Here is an 18,968-nt window from a genome sequence, read left to right on the forward strand (position 1 = left end):
CCTCACGAACCGGAGGGCAACGGCCTGCCAGGCCGTTGGTTCCACGATAAGGCTAGTTTTTGTCCGAGGTTTCCGCCTCTTCGGCCAGCAGGATAGGCGCCGGTTCGGATGGGGCGACGGAGGGCGGCTGGGCGACGCCGCGTTTTTTCTCGCGGATGAAGGTGAAGAGGCCCGAAATGATGATGAGGACGATGCCGATCAGCATCGGCAGGTCGATGGTGTCGTGGAATACGAAATAGCCGAAGAGAATGGCCCAGATCATCTGGCTGTATTGCGGGGAGGCGATGGCGCTTGCCGGCGCGTGCTGCGCGGCAAACATCAGCAGGATATTCGCCAGCGCCGCGAGAAGGCCATATCCCGCAAGATATAGCCATTGTGTTACCGAGGGATTGCCATAATCCAACGACATTAGCAGCCCGCAAATGACGATTGGACCGAACAAACCGCTCGAATAGAGCGTGATACGCTTCTCGTATTTGCCCATCACACGGAAGATGACGATGCCAACCGCGCCGCTGAACCCGCCGAAGAGCGCGCCCAGATGGCCGATCGAGAGCTCGCGGAAGCCGGGCCGCAGCACGATCATGACGCCGATGAAGCCGATGACGACCGCAGACCACCTTCTCCATCCAACCTGCTCCTTGAGGAACATCACGGAGAGAATTGTCACAAAGGCAGGTAAAAGAAAGATGAGCGCGAAGGCTTCCGCCATGGAGAGATGCGTAAAGGCGACGACGCTGCCAAGCACACCCGTGGCCGATGTGACGGTGCGCAACAGCCACAAGGGCTTGTTCCGGGTGATGAAGATGTCGCGCCACTCCTCATCCGCCTTCTTCACGAAGGGCAGCGCCGCCAGCCCGAACACGGCACCGAAGAAGGCGATCTCATAGGGCGAAAGCGTGCCGTCGATCAGCTTGACGCAGGCGTCCGAGAACGCGAAGGCCGCGTAGGAGGCAAAGGCCAGGATGATACCGTACATCATGACGGGGTTCCGGTGAGGAGAAAGGCGTGAGGCAATGGGGCGCTGCAAATCGGGCGCCGCTGGGGCTTAGCCAATTTTTTGCGCTGCGACAAAGGCAAAATGCACAAATCAATTTCGTGTGATACGCGCAATAATCTTGCTTTTGAAAGCCCTTAAATAAGCTTGCGTTTCGGCGAAATTTGGCATTTCTTTGGCCCACACAACCAATAATGGGACTTCTGGAAAAGAAGGGGAACAACAATGATCTACTCAAGGCTCAATCTCCGAACTGCCGTCCTGCTCGGCTCGCTCCTCCTTGGCGCCAGCCCCGTCCTCGCCGAAGCCGTGCTGCACCGCGGTAATGCCGGCGAGCCGCAGACGCTCGACCAGGCGCATACGTCGATCAATATCGAGGAGTTTATTCTCAAGGACCTCTATGAGGGCCTCACCATCTATGATGCCGCTGGCAAGATCGTGCCGGGAGCCGCCGAAAGCTGGACGGTTTCCGACGACGGTACGGTCTATACGTTCAAGCTCCGACCGAATGCAAAATGGTCTGACGGCTCGCCCGTCACGGCTGAGGACTTCGTTTTCTCATACCGCCGTGTCGAGGATCCGAAGACGGCGGCGGGCTACGCCAATATTCTTTACCCGATCAAGAACGCCCAGAAGGTAAATAAGGGTGAATTGCCGGTTGACCAGCTTGGCGTCAAGGCGCTCGACGACAAGACGCTGGAGATCACGCTCGAACAGCCGACACCGTTCTTCCTTGAGCTCTTGGCGCACCAGACGGCGTTGCCAGTCAGCAAGGCGAGCGTTGAGAAGAACGGAGCAGACTTCGTAAAGCCGGGCGTGATGGTGTCGAACGGGGCATTCCGGCTCACCGGCCATGTGCCTAACGATAATCTGACGGTGGCGAAAAATCCCGAATATTGGGATGCTCCCAATGTGAAGCTCGACAAGGTGATCTTCTATCCCATCGACGATCAGGCGGCTTCGGTTCGCCGGTTCGAAGCGAAGGAAATGGACCTCGTCTATAATTTCTCCGCCGATCAGATCGACCGCCTGCGGAAGACCTATGGCGATGCGGTGCATGTCTCGCCGACGCTTGCGACCTATTATTACGCCTTCGATTCACGGAACGCGCCTTACGACGACATGCGTGTTCGCCGGGCGCTCTCCATGGCCGTAGACCGGGATTTCCTGGCCAACGAGATTTATAGCGGCTCGCAAATTCCTGCCTATTCAATGGTTCCGCCCGGAATGGAAACCTATGGCGAACCGTCCAAGGCCGATTTCGCGGACAAATCGCAGATCGACCGAGAGGATGAGGCGGTCAAGCTGATGAAGGAGGCGGGTTATGGCGAGGGCAGCAAGCCGCTCAACATCGAGATCCGTTACAACACCAATCCGAACCACGAGCGTGTTGCGACTGCGGTTGCAGATATGTGGAAGAACACGTTCGGCGCCAAGGTGTCCCTGGTGAATCTCGACGTTTCGTCACACTACGCCTATCTTCAGGAGGGCGGTAAGTTCAATGTTGCCCGCGCTGGCTGGGTCGCCGATTACGCAGATGCGGAAAACTTCCTCGCGCTAAATGTCAGCAGCAACAAGACCTTCAATTACGGCAAGTTCAACAATCCTGAATTCGATGCCCTGATGAAGCGTTCTTATGAAGAACGCGATCCGGCGGCACGCTCAAAAATCCTCCATGAGGCCGAAGCGCTTCTTATGAAGGAGCAGCCGGTAGCGCCGCTTCTGACACAGGCCGATCTCTGGCTTGTCTCGGACAGGGTGATGGGCTGGAAGGATAATGCCGCCAACCAGCATCTGAGCAAATATCTGAGCGTCAGCGAATAAGGTCTAGCACCCTCCTTCCCCCTTGCGAGGAAGGTGCCCGCGTCAGCGGGCGGATGGGGGTGGTGACGTTCACGCTTGCTTCGAAAACCCTCGCGCAAACGTCACCACCCCCACCCGGCCCTTCGGGCCACTTGCCGGGGCGAGCCACGGGTCTCGCCCGTCCTTCGGACCCCCGCAAGGGGGAGGGGAAAAACTGGTGGAACATGCCATGCTGATGTTTATTTTACGCCGATTGGCGAGCGCGGTGCCGACATTGTTTATCGTCGTCACCTTGTCCTTCTTCCTCATGCGGTTTGCCCCGGGCGGCCCGTTCAACCTCGAACGGCCCCTTCCGCCGCAGACGATGGAAAACCTCATCAAGACCTATCACATGGATGAGCCGCTCTGGCGGCAATATCTTATCTATATGGGCAATGCGGTTCGCGGCGATTTCGGTCCGAGCTTCATCTACAAGGACAATTCCGTCGCAGAACTGATCGGCAAGGGCCTGCCATACTCCGTCGAGCTCGGCTTCTATGCGCTGCTGCTCGCCCTCGTCGGCGGCGTACTGGCCGGTACGGTTGCGGCCTTGCGGCAGAACAGCGCCATCGATTTCATCGTCATGACCGTCTCGACCGTCGGGGTCACCGTGCCGAATTTCGTCGTCGGCCCGGTGCTCACCCTGATCTTCGCCATCATGCTCGCCTGGCTTCCCGCCGGCGGCTGGGGCGACGGGTCGCTGCGCTTCCTGATCCTGCCGATGATCGCGCTGGCGCTGCCGCAGTTGGCAGTGTTCGCCCGGCTCACGCGCGGCTCGATGATCGAGGGGCTCAATACGGATCATATCCGCACCGCCAAGGCCTATGGCTTGCCGGCAAAAAGCGTCGTCATCACCCATGCGATGCGCGGGGCGATGCTGCCGGTCGTCTCCTATCTCGCGCCATGCGCCGCCGCGCTGCTGACAGGATCGGCGGTGGTGGAGACGATCTTCACGATTCCCGGCGTCGGGCGCTACTTTGTGCTGGGCGCGATCAACCGCGACTATACGCTGGTCATGGGGACCGTGATCCTGATCGCCATCTTCGTCATTGTCTTCAACCTGATCGTGGACATTCTCTACGGCCTTCTCGATCCGCGGGTGCGCCATGACTGATATAGCTCATTCGTCGCTGCCGGAAACCAGAAGCCGCAGCCTGTTCCAATTGGCGTTCATGCGTTTCCGGCGCAATCGTGCAGCCATGTCGGGCTGCGTCATGCTGGCGCTGATCGCGCTGTTCTCGTTCCTGGGCCCGCATTTCATCAGCCATAGCTACGATCAGGTCTTCCCGTCCTATGTGCTGACGCCGCCGAGCCTGGAGCCGCTGCCGGATACGTCCACGCTTCAGGATGTGATGGAGAGCGTCGCCGGGCGGGCGCGCGTCAAGCTTGAGAAATTCGAGCTCGACGGGCAGAGCTTCACCGCGACCGTCACCTCGGACCGGCCCATCGACCCGCGCACCGTGCGCTATTTCGACCGCGCCAACGAGTTCCGCGATACGACCGTGACCGGCACTGCGGACGACGGCAAATCGATGACGCTCACCGGCAAGGTCAACCGCGAATATTTCCCCTTCGGCACCGACAGCAATGGGCGTGACCTTCTCGCCCGCGTCATGCTCGGCGGGCAGGTTTCGATTGCGGTCGGGCTCCTCGCAAGCCTCGTCTCGCTGGGGCTCGGCGTCGTCTATGGCGCCACGTCAGGCTATATCGGCGGGCGCGTCGACAATGTCATGATGCGGCTGGTCGAAATCCTCTATTCGCTGCCCTTCGTCTTTCTCGTCGTCGTCCTGGTCGTGTTTTTCGGGCGCAGTTTCATCCTGATCTTCCTCGTCATCGGCGCGGTCGAATGGCTCGACATGGCGCGCATCGTGCGCGGGCAGACGCTGGCGCTGAAAAGGCGTGAGTTCATCGGCGCGGCGGAAGCGCTGGGGCTGACGGACTGGCAGATCATCCGTCGCCATATTATCCCCAACACCATCGGGCCGGTCATCGTTTTCGTCACTGTCGTGGTGCCGAAGGTGATCCTGCTCGAAAGCTTCCTGTCCTTCCTTGGCCTTGGCGTGCAGGCGCCGCTCACCAGCTGGGGCGTGCTGATCGCGGATGGCGCCAACAATATCCAGTCGGCGCCCTGGCTGCTGATTTTCCCGGCCATCTTCTTCGTCGTCACGCTGTTTTCGCTCAATTTCGTGGGCGACGGCCTGCGCGATGCATTCGACCCGAAGGACCGCTGACATGACGCAAGCGCATGAAACCATTCTCGAGGTTCGCGGCCTGAAGGTCAATTTCTCCACGCCGGATGGGACGGTCGAAGCGGTCAAGGGCATCGATCTCAATGTGAAGGCCGGCGAGACGCTCGCCATCGTCGGCGAGTCCGGGTCGGGCAAGAGCCAGACCATGATGGGCATCATGGGGCTACTCGCGCGTAATGGCAGCGTGACCGGCTCCGCCCGCTATCGCGGCAAGGAGCTGATCGGCCTTCCGCCCAAGGCGCTCAACAAGGTCCGCGGCTCGAAGATTACTATGATATTCCAGGAGCCGATGACCTCGCTCGATCCGCTCTACACCATCGGACGGCAAATCGCCGAGCCCATCGTGCATCATCGCGGAATGAGCTTCAAACAGGCCAGGACACGCGTGCTGGAACTCCTGCAACTCGTCGGCATTCCTGAGCCGGAGCGGCGGATCGACAGCTATCCGCACGAGCTCTCCGGCGGCCAGCGGCAGCGGGTCATGATCGCCATGGCGCTCGCCAACGAGCCGGACCTGCTCATCGCGGACGAGCCGACGACGGCGCTCGACGTCACCATCCAGGCGCAGATTCTCGACCTGCTGCGCTCGCTGCAACAGCGCTTGCGGCTCGCCATTGTGCTGATCACCCATGATCTCGGTATCGTCAGGCATTTCGCGGAGCGGGTGGTGGTGATGCGGCGCGGCGAGGTGGTGGAACAGGGCGCGACGGCCGATATCTTCGAACGCCCGCAGGAGGATTACACCAGAATGCTCCTCGATGCGGAGCCGCGTGGCCGCAAGGAGCCGGCCCCCGCCGATGCGCCGATCATGCTGGAAGGGCGGAACGTCACGGTCGATTTCTCACTCGGCGCGGGGCTGCTGGGCGGCTCCACCGTCACCTTCCGCGCGGTCGATGGCGTCAGCATCCGGCTGCGCCAGGGCCAGACCATCGGCATTGTCGGCGAGTCCGGCTCGGGCAAATCGACGCTCGGGCGCGCCTTGCTCAAGCTCATCAAGGGCAGCGGCTATTACCGCTTCGGCGAGACCGACATTTCCGGTTTCGACCGCTCCGCGATGCGGCCCTTGCGCCGGGAATTGCAACTGGTGTTCCAAGACCCCTACGGCTCGCTGTCACCGCGCCGGACGGTCGGCGAAATCATCACCGAGGGCCTGTTCGTGCACGAACCTGATCTGAGCAGGCAGGAGCGGGACAAGCGCGCGGCCACGGCGCTGCAGGAAGTCGGCCTCGATCCGGAGACGCGCAATCGCTATCCGCATGAGTTCTCCGGCGGCCAGCGCCAGCGCATCGCCATCGCCCGCGCGATGATCCTGAAGCCGAAGGTGGTGATCCTCGACGAGCCGACCTCGGCGCTCGACCGCTCCGTGCAGGGGCAGGTGATCGACCTTCTGCGCAAACTGCAACAAGCGCACGGCCTCTCCTACATCTTCATCAGCCACGACCTTTCGGTAGTGAAGGCCATGGCGGATTATGTGGTGGTGATGAAGGGTGGGCGCATCGTCGAAGAGGGCGAGACGGACGCCATCTTCGCGGCACCCCAAGCGGCCTACACCAAGGCACTGATCGGCGCGGCGTTTAATATTTGAGCTGTAACCCATTAAAATAGTGGGATTTTCAGTAAATTAGCATTATGGCGCGGGCGGGAAATTCTTCCGCCTGGCTCCTTTTAAATAGCATATTTTACACGCTGGACACATGTATTCAGCGAATCTATTCTTTTATTCGATTGGTCAATTTGTGGATAATGCTTGAAGTTGGTCTTCTTCAACAATTCCAAAACCGCAAAGGCTCCCCGCCGTCATGAACCAGCATTTGACGCATCTCGAGCGTCTTGAAGCCGAGGCGATCCATATCTTTCGCGAGGTCGCGGCAACGTTTGAAAATCCCGTGATGCTCTATTCGGTGGGCAAGGATTCCTCCGTCATGCTGCATCTGGCGATGAAGGCATTCTATCCGGCAAAGCCGCCCTTTCCGTTCCTCCATGTCGATACGACCTGGAAATTCCGCGACATGATTCAATTCCGCGACCGCCAAGCGCGGGAATTGGGGTTCGAACTGCTCATCCACATCAACGAAGATGGCGTCAAGCAGGGGGTCAATCCCTTCATCCACGGCTCCAACACCCATACCCACATCATGAAGACCGTGGCGCTCAGGCAGGCGCTCGACAAATATGGTTTCGACGCGGCCTTCGGCGGGGCGCGGCGCGACGAGGAGAAATCCCGCGCCAAGGAGCGCATCTTTTCCTTCCGCAACGCTAGCCACGGCTGGGACCCAAAGAACCAGCGCCCGGAAATGTGGAAGATCTATAACACACGCATCGCCAAGGGCGAATCCATCCGCGTGTTCCCTTTGTCCAATTGGACCGAACTCGACATCTGGCAATACATCCTGAAAGAGAACATCCCCATCGTGCCGCTTTACTTTGCGGCCCCCCGTCCCGTGGTGGAGCGGGACGGGATGCTGATCATGGTCGATGATATCAGGATGGAACTGCAGCCTGGCGAAAAGGTGGAAGAGCGCATGGTCCGCTTCCGCACGCTCGGCTGCTACCCGTTGACCGGGGCGATTGAATCGAATGCGGCGACGCTCTCCGAAATCGTCGGCGAAATGCTGGTCGCCCGCACCTCCGAGCGGCAGGGGCGTCTCATCGACAAGGACGAGGCAGGCTCCATGGAAAAGAAGAAGCGCGAGGGATATTTTTGATGAACCAGATCGTTCTCGATGCCGGAACGGACGATGTCCTTGCCTTCATGGCCGATCAGGAGCGAAAGCCGCTGCTACGGTTCCTGACGTGCGGCTCGGTGGACGATGGCAAATCGACCCTCATCGGACGGCTGCTCTACGACACCAAGCTGCTCTTCGAGGACCAACTCGCGGCGCTCCAGAACGACAGCCGCAAGCACGGCACCAATGGCGACGAGATCGACTTCGCGCTGTTGGTCGACGGGCTGGAGGCGGAGCGGGAGCAGGGCATTACCATCGACGTCGCCTATCGCTTCTTCGCCACGCCGAAGCGCAAGTTCATCGTCGCCGATACGCCGGGGCATGAGCAATATACCCGCAACATGGCGACGGGCGCTTCGACCGCCGATCTTGCTATTGTGCTGGTCGATGCGCGGCAGGGTATTCTCACCCAGACGCGGCGGCACAGCTTCATCGCCTCGCTGCTCGGCATCCGGCACATCGTGCTGGCGGTCAACAAGATCGACCTTGTAGATTATTCGCAAGACGTCTTCGCCCGCATCTCCGCCGATTATCTGGCCTTCGCCCGCGATCTCGGCTTCGCCACCATCCAGCCGATCCCCATTTCCGCCCGCCATGGCGATAATGTCACGCTGAAATCGTCAAAGCTCGATGGGTATGACGGCCCGGCGCTGCTCACCCATCTCGAAACGGTCGCGCTCGACGGTGAGAAAAACGGAGCGCCGTTCCGTTTTCCCGTGCAATATGTGAACCGGCCCGACCAGAACTTCCGCGGCTTTGCCGGAACGGTCGCTTCCGGCGCTGTTGCGGTAGGAAGCCCGGTTGTCGTCGCCAAGTCCGGCAAGGCCTCACGGGTCAAGCGCATCGTGACGATGGATGGAGACCTTCAGGAGGCCGTCGAAGGACAGGCGGTCACCCTCGTGCTGGATGATGAGGTGGAGGTCTCGCGCGGGAATATGCTGGTGGCTCCCGACGCCCGCCCTGATGTCGCCGACCAGTTCGCTGCCCATTTGGTCTGGTTCGGCGAAGAACCGATGATGCCGGGCCGCTCCTATCTGATGAGGACCGAGACCGATCGGGCGAGCGTTACCATTACCGAGCTGAAGCACCGCATCAACATCAACAGCTTCGCCGAGGAAGCCGCGAAAAACCTTGCGCTGAACGAGGTCGGCGTCTGCAATTTTTCCACCGGCGAGCCGATTGCCTTTGACCCCTATGCGAAGAACCGCTCGACCGGCTCCTTCATCATTATCGACCGCATGACCAATGCGACGGTCGGCGCCGGTATGATCGACTTCGCGTTGCGCCGCGCCTCGAACGTGCATTGGCAGGCGCTCGACGTCGACAAAAAGGCACGCGCGGCGCAGAAGCATCAGCGCCCGGCGGTGCTGTGGTTCACCGGTCTGTCGGGGTCAGGCAAATCGACGGTCGCGAACGTGTTGGAAAAGCATCTCCATGCGCTGGGCAAGCACACCTACATCCTCGACGGCGACAATGTGCGCCACGGTCTGAACCGCGATCTGGGCTTCATCGCCGAGGACCGGGTGGAAAATATCCGCCGCGTCGGCGAGGTGGCGAAGCTGATGGCGGATGCGGGGCTGATCGTGCTCGTCTCCTTCATCTCGCCTTTCCGTGCCGAGCGCCAATTGGCGCGCGAGCTTTTCGAAGAGGGCGAGTTCATCGAAATTTTCGTCGACACGCCGCTCGAGGAATGCATCAAGCGCGATCCGAAGGGGCTCTATGCCAAGGCGCTTTCCGGCGAGATCAGAAACTTCACCGGGGTGGATTCGCCCTATGAAAGGCCTGATAATCCCGAGCTTCACCTTTCTACATCAGGCCAAACAACTGAGGGACTGGTGGGAAAAATCGAGAAATATCTCGGGGAGCAGGGCATTATCGGCAATTATTCCGCCGATTCCTGGTCGATATAGTCTCCATCGTCATCCTCGGGCTTGTCCCGAGGGTCTACCAAGGGAACAGGGGAGTGACTGCCGTCGTGAACGATCATTCTGTTGCAGATTCTCGGGACAAGCCCGAGAATGACGACCGGCGCGCGGCAAGCTCTCCCAATGCGCTCCTTCTCCTGATGGAGCGGGCGGCCATCGAGGCTGGCTGGGCCATCATGAAGATTTACGACGCCGGCTTCGATGTTTGCCTCAAGGAGGATGGCTCGCCGGTGACCCAGGCCGACAAGACGGCGGAGGCGATCATTCTGGCAGCACTGCGCGCGGCGACCCCTGATATCCCTATCGTTGCCGAAGAGGAGTCCTCGGAGGGGAGGGCGCCTACGCATCCCGGGCACCGCTTTTATCTCGTCGATCCATTGGATGGTACGCGGGAGTTCATCAGCCGGAATGGCGATTTCACCGTCAATATCGCCCTCATTGAGCATGGCGCCCCCGTCATCGGCGTGGTTTACGCACCGGCGCGAGGGCTGCTCTTTTCCGGCGGCCCGGACGGCGCGCGGGAGGCGATAATCGCCGATCGTTTGGCAACGGCTCGTCGTCCGATTGGGATCCGCGATTGCCCGGCGCGGATGATTGCCGTCGCCAGCCGTTCGCACTCAACACCGGAAACAGACGATTATCTGGCGTGCCTCGATATCGCGGAACGGGTTTCCGTCGGTTCCTCGCTCAAATTCTGCCTGCTCGCGCGCGGCGAAGCCGATGTCTATCCGCGCTTCGGTCCCACGATGGAGTGGGACACGGCGGCGGGCGACGCCATCCTGCGCGCTGCGGGCGGCGGAACCTGGACGCTGGACGACTGCCTGCTCACTTACGGAAAAAGCGGCTTCGCCAATCCGTTCTTCGTCGCCCGGGGAGCCAATCCGGCGAACCGTTAAAATCAGCTCCCGCTTGTCAACGCGCCATTTACACGTCCTCCGGTAAGGAGAGACAAGGGCTATGGGGCATGCGGGCACATGGGGCATAACGAACAAAAAGGCGGGCCGCGGAAGCTCGGCGCGGCATTCCTTCGGGACCGGTCGGGCGCGATTGCGATCCTGGCGGCGCTGGCGCTCCCGGTGGTGATCGGCTTCGTCGCGCTCTCTGTTGAATATGGCCACGGCCTGTTGAAGAAGGTCGAGAACCAGCGCGTGGCCGATGTCGCGGCTTACGCCGGTGCGCTCGCCTACAACGCTGGCAATTCGGAACCGGATATGGTCGCCGCGGCGCGGAGCGCGGCTGCGCTCAACGGCGTCGCGCCCGGTGATGTGGCGGTGGCGCTCGTCGCCTCGCCGAAGGATCCCGGGAGCAAGGCCGTGCGCGCAACGGTCACAACCCGCAAGCCGCTTTTTCTCGCCCCGGTGCTCGGCGCGGAACGGACGTTGAGCATCGGCGCGCAGGCGTTTGCTTCGATCGGCAAGCCGGGCAGCGGCTGCATCGTGGCGCTTAAAGAGGGTGGAGCGGGGATCGAGCTTTCGGGCGGTACGAGCGTCGAGTGCGAACGGGTCGCATCGAATGCGAGTATCAAGGCGCCGTGCGGGACGATGATCAAAGCCGAGAACGTTACGTATTACGGGGACAAGGAACCCGAGCCCTGCCAATGGACCCCGAATATGGTGCAGCAGGACGGAAAAACGGCTGCGCCCGTCTCGAAGCAAAAGACGGACGATCCGCTGAAGGATAATGAAGGCGTGAAGGATTTTGACGGCACGTTCGATGCGGTGCGGAAAGAGTCCTGGCCGAACCTGGCCTTTTCCGGCGCGGGGCCGGATTTCAGGTTTGGGGCAGAGGATAGGGATAATACGCCCCCCATGATCGCACAAAAAGTGGCCGCGATCGGCTGCACTTATAATCCGGCCTATTATAGCCAGTGGTACACCAGCCAATGGGAAATCACCTGCCCGGAAAAGACGAATATCGGTTCCATCGAGTTGTCTGGGAGCCAGAAGGTCGAGTTCAAGATCGTTGACGATCCAGACACCGACGAGGTCCCTGTTTTCAATGTTTCCGGCGGCATAGTGACCAAAAACAACGGCATGACCCTGATCTTTGGGCGCGCCGATTTCAACATCGCCGAGGGCGTGAAGGGCGATGGCATAAGTTTCCGGGGCGGTAATTTCCGGATCGGAAAAGGTGTGTGCGATAAGGGCGACAGCATTTGCACCACCGGCAAGATCACATTCGGCGATCCGGACTCCTCCATTTCCAGCAAGTTCACGCTGGATGGGGGGATCTCCGCGAGCGGCGGCGCGACGCTCACTCTCGGCTCGCCGCGTTCCAACGGCAACAGCTATGTCATCAACGCCTCGGGCAAGGGCGATGCGCTCAGAATCGATGGCGGCGGGAGGATCGAGCTGGCCGATGCCACCGCTAATGGCAGCGTCTTCCGTGCCAATGGCAGGATCAATGGCGGGGGCGGTGGAAGCTGCATCGTTTTTCCCGCTGCCGCGCGTCACGATATTCTGGGAGACGTTGATTTCGCAGGTGCTGTCAAACTCGGGGCGGGCCTCTATGTGATCGACGGATATTTCGCGGCCGGCACTGGTGGCGCCAGCTGTGACGGGAAGGGGGCGATCTACGGCGAGGATGTGACGCTGTTCATCTCGGGCAGGAATACCATAGCGCGCTGCAATGGGCAGGTGCTCTGCCTCGACGGCGGCAATGGCATCAGCCTGTCCGCGCCGCAGTCCGGGCCGTATGCCCAACTGGCGGTCGTCGGCCCCCAGGATAAGAACATCACGGCCGGCGTGACGGTCACCGCCGGCGGCAGCGGCAAGATTTCCGGCGCGTTCTATTTTCCCAACGGGCCGATCAGCATGGGGGGAGGCGCGACCCTCGGCAGTTCCACCGATTGCACGCAGCTTATCGGCACGAGCATCAAGCTCGAAGGCGGCGCGAAGATGATGTCGAAATGCACGGGCAACGACAGCAAAGGCAAGGTGGCGCTGGTCCAATGAGGCATATTTTCCAGACGGCCTTCCTGTTTCGGCGCTTCTTCATTCGCGAGAAGGATGGCGCGTCGGCCATCGAGTTCGCGGTCATTGCGCCGGTCTTCGTGCTGATCCTTGCCGGGAGCCTCGATCTCGGCATGGTGATCTATTCGCGCTTCAAGCTCGATTCCGCCGCCTCCAGCGGGGCAAGCTATGCGCTGACCAATGCGGACATGGTCACGTCAGCGCAAGGCAACGACCTCGCCAACAAGATCGCAGCCCTGATCGCCGCGCGGGCGAGCAATGCCAAGGCGAGCGTGACCGTCAACAACGGCCCCAACGCCGATTTCGAAAACGGCGTCATCAAGGCCAGCAAGCAATCGACGGGCGCGGACAGATGCTATTGCCCGACGGGGAACGCGCAATCGCTCGTCTGGGGCGCTGACAAACAATGCGGCGCGGCCTGCCCGGATGGAACGCGCGCGGGCAAGTTCGTCGCCATTTCCGTGCAGCAGCCTTATCAGCCGATCTTTTCGGGCTATGGCTTCATTCGCGATGATACCATTTCGTCCGCAACCGTGGTGAGAACCGAATGAAACGGAGCTTGAGACACTTCTGGAAGTCGGAAGCCGGGGTGGCCGCCATCGAGGCGGCGCTCGTCCTGCCTGTCTTTCTCTTGCTGCTGTTCGGGATCATCGAGTTCGGGCGGCTGTTCTGGGCAAGCCATGCCCTGCAGGAAACGGCCACAGTTACCGCGCGGTGCATGGGGCTGCCGCAGCTCGAATGCAGCCGGAACGGCACGTATGACGCGGCGCTGGCAAGTGAATTCGCGAAAAACACGTCGCGGGGCTGGTTCATCGCGCTCGACCCGGCATCTATCGCGCTCGATCGTGATGCTGAATGCCAGGGGATCGGCGGGTTTTCGTCGGTGGCGCTCGCATATGAGTTTCAAACCGTCGTGCCGAAGCTGATCGAGGCGCTTGCAGGCGGAACGGCCCTCAAGGCCACGGCGTGTTATCCTAATCAGTAGTTTTCGTTAATAAATGGGGACGCTGGCGCTCTACGTCGCCCCCCTCTGTCCTGCCGGACATCTCCCCCGCAAGGGGGGAGATTGGCTGACACGGCTTTCACCGACCAATTCTGGAACGTCTGCGATTGGTGCCGGGCGTTGATGATGGCGTAATCTCCCCCCTTGCGGGGGAGATGCCCGGCAGGGCAGAGGGGGGCGCCATAGGGCGCCAGCGTCTCCAATCAATCAACCTACTCTCTACGACTTCAACCGGTAGCCTGTCCGGAATATCCACCAGACAAGGCCAAGGCAAAGCGCGAGGAAGAAAATGATCATCGCGATGCTGACGCCTACGCTCACATCCGCCGTCTCGTAGAAGCTCCAGCGGAAACCGCTGATGAGATAGAGAACGGGGTTGAAGAACGTCACATCACGCCAGAAGGGCGGCAGCATGTGGACGGAATAGAAGGAGCCGCCCAGGAAGACGAGCGGGGTGACGATCAGCAGCGGGATCAGCTGCAGCTTCTCGAAATTGTCGGCCCAGATGCCGATGATGAAGCCGAACAGGCTGAAGGTGACCGCCGTCGCGACGAGGAAGAACACCATCCAGAACGGATGGCGGATTTCTATGGGAACGAAGAGCCATGCCGTGGCGAGGATGATCACGCCAAGGATCAGCGATTTCGTCGCCGCCGCACCGACATAGCCGATAACGATCTCGACGAAGGAGATCGGGGCAGAGAGCACTTCATAGATCGTGCCGACGAATTTCGGGAAATAGATGCCGAAGGAAGCGTTGGAGATCGAGGTTTGGAGCAGCGTCAGCATTATCAGGCCGGGCACGATGAATGCGCCATACTGCACACCCTCGACTTCCTGGATGCGGCCGCCGATCGCCGAGCCGAACACCACGAAATAGAGCGATGTGGAGAGCACCGGCGAGACCACGCTCTGCAGAAGCGTGCGGCGCATGCGCGCCATCTCGAAAAGATAGATCGCCTTGATGGCTTCGAAATTCATCGGGCTTCCTCCACAAGGCTGACGAAGATGTCTTCGAGCGAGCTTTGTTTGGTGTCGAGATCCTTGATCGAGATGCCGGCGCGGTTCAAATCGGCCAGCAACGAGCCGATGCCGGTGCGCGCGGCTTGCGTGTCATAGCGATAGATGAGGCGGCGGCCACTGTCCTCCACCTCGAGATCGTAATGCGAGAGGGTCTCGGGCAGCGTCGTCAGGCTCTCGACGAGCTCCAGCGTAAGCTGCTTCTTGCCGAGCTTGCGCATGAGCTCGGCTTTTTCCTCGACGAGGATCAGCCGGCCCTTGTTGATGACGCCCACCCGATCGGCGATTTCCTCCGCTTCCTCGATGTAATGCGTCGTCAGGATGATGGTGGTGCCGTTTTCGCGCAGGCGGCGGACGAGCTGCCACATATCCTTGCGCAGTTCCACGTCCACCCCGGCGGTGGGCTCGTCCAGGAACAGGATCCTGGGCTCATGCGCCAGCGCCTTTGCGATCATGACGCGCCGCTTCATGCCGCCCGAGAGCTGCATGATCTTGTTGTCCTTCTTGTCCCAGAGCGACAGGTCTTTCAGGATCCGCTCGCAGAGCGCCGTGTCCGGCTTCTTGCCGAAGAGACCGCGGCTGTAATTGACCGTAGCCCACACGGTCTCGAACGTCTCCACATGCAGTTCCTGCGGCACGAGGCCGATGAGCTGCCGGGCGGCGCGGTAGTCCTTTATGATGTCGTGGCCCTGCACGGCGACCGTGCCGGTGCTCGGATTGATGATCCCGCAGACGATGGAGATAAGCGTCGTCTTGCCGGCGCCGTTCGGCCCCAGCAGCGCGAGAATCTCGCCGTCGCGTATGTCGAGATCGACCCCGTGGAGCGCAGTGAAACCACCCTCATAGGTCTTCGAAAGATTGGAAATGGATATGGCGTTTGGCATGAGACCGCGGCTGAAAGGAAGGGAAGGAATGGGAGCGCATTTGAACGGAACGCACGGATGCGCGCCCGGCCAAGGCTGGCAACATATAGGCCACTTGCCCCGCGCTTACCATAGCAGGCGGATGACAGGCGATATTTCCTGACAAATGGCGGGATAAAAGCGGGCGCTGCAGTGTAAACCAGCGACAGGACGCTCGGGCGGGCACACGCCCGCGCTGAGGCCCAATATCTCGCCGATGTCGCGGTTGGCCTTGCCCTTGGCGATCCACAGCAGCACTTCGGACTCTCGCTGCGTCAGGGAGAAATGCTGGCGGAGGATGGCGTCGTCGCTCAGCCGGTTTTCCGCCGCCAGGCGAAACAGATATTCGTCCGTGCCGATGGCGCCGAGGAAGGAGAGTTGCAGGCTGGACTGGCCCCCCTGGCGGATGGCGAGGCTCGTGTCCGTTCCGCCGCGCTGGTCGCGCTCCTTCATCCACCGGCCGATATGCGCGGTAATCGCTTCCAACCCGTCATCCGTTCCCGTCGCGGCATTGACGAGGCGGATGGCTTGCGGCGTCGATCTCCGTCAGCTTCGCCTCGATCCCCCTGATATAGCCGATTTCGCCGAGCCGGATCAGCTCCGCGACATGGGCGGAGGCGGGGAGGGCGATGCGATGAGTGGCTTCCGGCTTTTCCGCTTGCCCTGCGTCCCCCGCAACGCGCCATTGCAGGCCCAGATGAAACGCCAGCTTGTCATAGAGCTGGCCGAGGTCGAATGGCTTGGCGAGCGTGTCGTCATGGCCGCTTTCGGTGTGCTGCCGCGAGCCGTCGCCGACATTGGCCGAGAGCATGACGATCGGGGCCGTCTGCCTGGCCTGCCGCAGCTGTTCCACCAGTTCCCATCCGCTCATGCCGGGCATGGAGATATCGACGAGGAACAGGTCCGGCCGCGCGGTTTCGATCTGCGACAGGCATTCGCCGCCACGCTCGATGGCGATTACGTCGAAGCCGAGCGGGGCGAGCGTCTCGCGCATGAGCTTGCGGTGATCCTCATTGTCATCAACTACCATGATGCGACGGCGCGGGCCCTCATAGCCCCGGATGCGGCGGGACGGCTCCATCGGCCCCTGCGGGCGGCTGACTTCCGACAGCATCAGCCGCACGGTGAAAATGGTGCCTTCTCCCTTCGTGCTCGCGACGGCGATTTCGCCGCCCAGCGTCTGGGTCAGCAGCCGGGTGATGGTGAGGCCGAGCCCCAGGCCGGGCATGCGCCCCTGATGCTCCGCTTCGCCGCGCTGGAACGGGTCGAATATCCGGGGCAGGTCCTTCTGCGAAATGCCGCGGCCCGTATCAGCGATGGTGATGGTCGCCACTTGGCTGCGATAGGCGACATCGAAGCGGATGCGGCCGCTATCGGTGAATTTCAGCGCGTTCGAGATAAGATTGATGAGTATCTGCCGCAGCCGCTTCTCGTCGGTGCGCACATGGCGCGGCAGCGATGGCGCCCGGCTATGCTCGAAGGCAAGGCCCTTCGCCAGCGCCTGCGGACGAAACATGTCGACGATTTGGTCGAGGAAATCATGGATGTTGATCTCGTTGGAATAGACCTGCAGCTTGCCGGCCTCGATCTTGGAAATATCGAGAAGCCCGTCGATGAGGCCCGAAAGATGCTCGGCGCTGCGCCGGATCGCCTTGATCGCCTGATGGCGCGGGGCGGGGATGGTCTCGTCCCGTTCGAGCAGTTGCACATAGCCGAGCACGGCGTTGAGCGGGGTGCGCAATTCGTGGCTCAATCCCGTGACATAGCGGCTCTTGGCGCGGTTCGCCGCCTCCGCCACGACGCGGCTGTCATGGGCGAGCACATAGAACCATGAGACGACGCCCGCCATGACGGCGAAGACGAAGAAGACGATCGTCACTGTGCGCTCCACCACAACAGCCGTTTCCGGCGAGGCCGTGCCCGCCTGATGGGCGATCATGGCGAGGATGATGCCGATGCCGGCGATGGAGAGTCCCCGAACGCGCCGAAATGCGCGACGAGGGCGAACCCGGCGGAAAAAACAGCATCGCGTCGACGCCGACCGGATTGATGTCGTGAAGATGGGCGCGCTTGAACTCGATGCCCGGCGGCGACAGGCCGAGCGGCTTGTTGACGAACAGATCCGCCGAGATGGTGCAGAGCCAGGCCATAGCGATGATGGAGAAGATGCCGAGCGTCTCCTGCAGCAGCCGGTAGATGCCGAGTTCCATCAGGAGCAGCGCAATCGCCACGTTGAACACCAGCCAGACGACGCGGCCCGGATGGCTATGGGTCAGCCGCGAGAAGAAGTTCGACCATGCGAGCGAGCCGGCATAGGCGTTCATCACATTGATCTTCAGCTGCGACACCACGACGAAAGCCGCCATCAGCATGGGCGCCGCCGTCTGCGAGGGCAGCATGTAGCCGAAGGCGGTGAAATACATCTGCGCCGGATCGGCGGCGCGGATTGCCGGGACGCCGCTGTTCAGCGCCAGCACCACGAGGAAGGAGCCCGCCAGCAGCTTCGGCGCGCCGACGATCACCCAGCCCGAGCCCGCCAGGAACACGGCGACCCGGTGGCGAAGCTTGCGCTGCCCGTCCGGCGGTAGGAAGCGCAGGAAATCGACCTGCTCGCCGATCTGCGCCATCAGCGCGAAGATGACGGCGGAGGCTGCGCCGAATTCCACCAGCCGGAAGGGCGCGAGAGCGCCGCCGCCGGCATGATGAGTACTGGCAAAGGCGAGCCATTGGCCGAAACTGTCGCGGTTGGCGAAGGCGATGAAGAGGAAGGGAAGGATGTTGAGCACGATCCAGAAGGGCTGGGTGACGAGCTGGAATTTCGAGATCATCCGCACGCCATAGGTGACGAGCGGAACCACGGCCACGGCGCTGATGATGTAGCCGATCCAGAGCGGGATGCCGAGCGCCAGTTCCAGCGCGCCGGACATGATCGGACCTTCTCGCCCGACCTTGCCGACCTGACGATCTATGTCATCTCAGTGTGCCAGGGCGAGGAAATCCCGCGCAAGGGCGGCCCCGGCATCACCCGCTCCGACCTGCTGATCATCAACAAGAAAGATCTAAAGCATGTCTCCCAAAAGTGGGAACCGGTTTTGGGGTAAAGACATGCGCAAAAACAAAAACTTAAAGCGTGTTCCATGAATGCGATAAAATGCAACACGCTTTAGCCCCCTTCGTCGGCGCCGACCTCGACGTGATGGAGCGAGACGCAACCCGGATGCGCGCCGGCCAGCCCTTCGTCTTCACCGACATGAAGCGCGGCGACGGGGTGGACAGGATCGTCTCGTTTCTTGAGCTTGAGGGCGGGTTGGCCTGATATGCGCCATCCCCCG

Annotated in this window: 13 protein-coding genes and 4 pseudogenes; 12 read left to right on the top strand and 5 right to left on the bottom strand. The window is 61.2% G+C overall.

Annotation, left to right across the window (positions count from 1 at the left end):
- Positions 1 to 52: 52 nt before the first annotated feature.
- Positions 53 to 982: a DMT family transporter gene (locus tag IEX53_RS14600; protein WP_188824921.1), complete on the bottom strand. Its 930-nt coding sequence runs from the start codon at positions 980 to 982 to the stop codon at positions 53 to 55.
- A 240-nt stretch (positions 983 to 1,222) separates the two neighbouring features.
- Between IEX53_RS14600 and IEX53_RS14605 the strand changes: the two genes are divergently transcribed.
- From IEX53_RS14605 to IEX53_RS14650, 10 genes are all read left to right on the top strand, one after another.
- Positions 1,223 to 2,821, top strand: coding sequence for a peptide ABC transporter substrate-binding protein (locus tag IEX53_RS14605; RefSeq protein ID WP_188824922.1), 1,599 nt, complete (start codon positions 1,223 to 1,225; stop codon positions 2,819 to 2,821).
- A gap of 208 nt (positions 2,822 to 3,029) precedes the next feature.
- Positions 3,030 to 3,953: an oligopeptide ABC transporter permease OppB gene (oppB, locus tag IEX53_RS14610; protein WP_188824923.1), complete on the top strand. Its 924-nt coding sequence runs from the start codon at positions 3,030 to 3,032 to the stop codon at positions 3,951 to 3,953.
- Positions 3,946 to 5,070 carry an ABC transporter permease gene (locus IEX53_RS14615; RefSeq protein WP_188824924.1) on the top strand — a complete coding sequence of 375 codons (1,125 nt, stop codon included), beginning with the start codon at positions 3,946 to 3,948 and terminating at the stop codon, positions 5,068 to 5,070. Before oppB ends, IEX53_RS14615 begins: the two co-directional genes overlap by 8 nt.
- Before the next feature lies 1 nt (position 5,071).
- The gene (locus IEX53_RS14620; protein ID WP_188824925.1) at positions 5,072 to 6,673 is read left to right on the top strand and encodes an ABC transporter ATP-binding protein; all 1,602 of its coding nucleotides are present in this window, start codon (positions 5,072 to 5,074) and stop codon (positions 6,671 to 6,673) included.
- A 214-nt stretch (positions 6,674 to 6,887) separates the two neighbouring features.
- The gene (gene cysD / locus IEX53_RS14625; RefSeq protein ID WP_188824926.1) at positions 6,888 to 7,793 is read left to right on the top strand and encodes a sulfate adenylyltransferase subunit CysD; all 906 of its coding nucleotides are present in this window, start codon (positions 6,888 to 6,890) and stop codon (positions 7,791 to 7,793) included.
- Positions 7,793 to 9,724: a bifunctional sulfate adenylyltransferase/adenylyl-sulfate kinase NodQ gene (gene nodQ, locus IEX53_RS14630; RefSeq protein ID WP_188824927.1), complete on the top strand. Its 1,932-nt coding sequence runs from the start codon at positions 7,793 to 7,795 to the stop codon at positions 9,722 to 9,724. The genes cysD and nodQ overlap by 1 nt, the downstream gene beginning before the upstream one ends.
- A gap of 155 nt (positions 9,725 to 9,879) precedes the next feature.
- Entirely contained in the window at positions 9,880 to 10,635 is a 756-nt protein-coding gene (gene cysQ, locus IEX53_RS14635; RefSeq protein ID WP_188824995.1) for a 3'(2'),5'-bisphosphate nucleotidase CysQ, read from the top strand.
- A gap of 78 nt (positions 10,636 to 10,713) precedes the next feature.
- On the top strand, positions 10,714 to 12,693 hold the full coding sequence (locus IEX53_RS14640; RefSeq protein WP_188824928.1) for a pilus assembly protein TadG-related protein: 1,980 nt from the start codon (positions 10,714 to 10,716) through the stop codon (positions 12,691 to 12,693).
- Positions 12,690 to 13,262, top strand: coding sequence for a TadE/TadG family type IV pilus assembly protein (locus IEX53_RS14645; protein WP_188824929.1), 573 nt, complete (start codon positions 12,690 to 12,692; stop codon positions 13,260 to 13,262). Before IEX53_RS14640 ends, IEX53_RS14645 begins: the two co-directional genes overlap by 4 nt.
- A complete protein-coding gene (locus IEX53_RS14650) occupies positions 13,259 to 13,696 on the top strand; it encodes a TadE/TadG family type IV pilus assembly protein (protein WP_188824930.1) in 438 nt (145 codons plus the stop codon). The genes IEX53_RS14645 and IEX53_RS14650 overlap by 4 nt, the downstream gene beginning before the upstream one ends.
- 237 nt (positions 13,697 to 13,933) lie before the next feature.
- Here IEX53_RS14650 and IEX53_RS14655 read toward each other — a convergent pair whose 3' ends face one another.
- From IEX53_RS14655 to IEX53_RS24270, 4 genes and pseudogenes are all read right to left on the bottom strand, one after another.
- Complete coding sequence (locus IEX53_RS14655; RefSeq protein WP_188824931.1) at positions 13,934 to 14,695, bottom strand: ABC transporter permease; 762 nt, start codon at positions 14,693 to 14,695, stop codon at positions 13,934 to 13,936.
- Positions 14,692 to 15,618, bottom strand: a complete 927-nt coding sequence (locus tag IEX53_RS14660; protein WP_188824932.1) for an ABC transporter ATP-binding protein — start codon at positions 15,616 to 15,618, stop codon at positions 14,692 to 14,694. Before IEX53_RS14660 ends, IEX53_RS14655 begins: the two co-directional genes overlap by 4 nt.
- 210 nt (positions 15,619 to 15,828) lie before the next feature.
- Positions 15,829 to 16,176 (bottom strand): annotated as a pseudogene (locus IEX53_RS14665) (helix-turn-helix transcriptional regulator); the annotation flags it as partial.
- Positions 16,175 to 18,575, bottom strand: a pseudogene (locus tag IEX53_RS24270) (hybrid sensor histidine kinase/response regulator); the annotation flags it as partial. The pseudogenes IEX53_RS14665 and IEX53_RS24270, both read right to left, overlap by 2 nt.
- On the opposite strand from IEX53_RS24270, the pseudogene IEX53_RS24395 reads away from it, so the two are divergent.
- Both IEX53_RS24395 and IEX53_RS14680 read left to right on the top strand, forming a co-directional pair.
- Positions 18,570 to 18,695, top strand: a pseudogene (locus IEX53_RS24395) (GTP-binding protein); the annotation flags it as partial. The pseudogenes IEX53_RS24270 and IEX53_RS24395 sit on opposite strands and share 6 nt — an antisense overlap.
- A gap of 104 nt (positions 18,696 to 18,799) precedes the next feature.
- A pseudogene (locus tag IEX53_RS14680) lies at positions 18,800 to 18,952 on the top strand (urease accessory protein UreG); the annotation flags it as partial.
- Positions 18,953 to 18,968: the final 16 nt, after the last annotated feature.

The sequence above is a fragment of the Paramesorhizobium endophyticum genome (assembly GCF_014640615.1).
Lineage (GTDB): Bacteria > Pseudomonadota > Alphaproteobacteria > Rhizobiales > Rhizobiaceae > Paramesorhizobium > Paramesorhizobium endophyticum.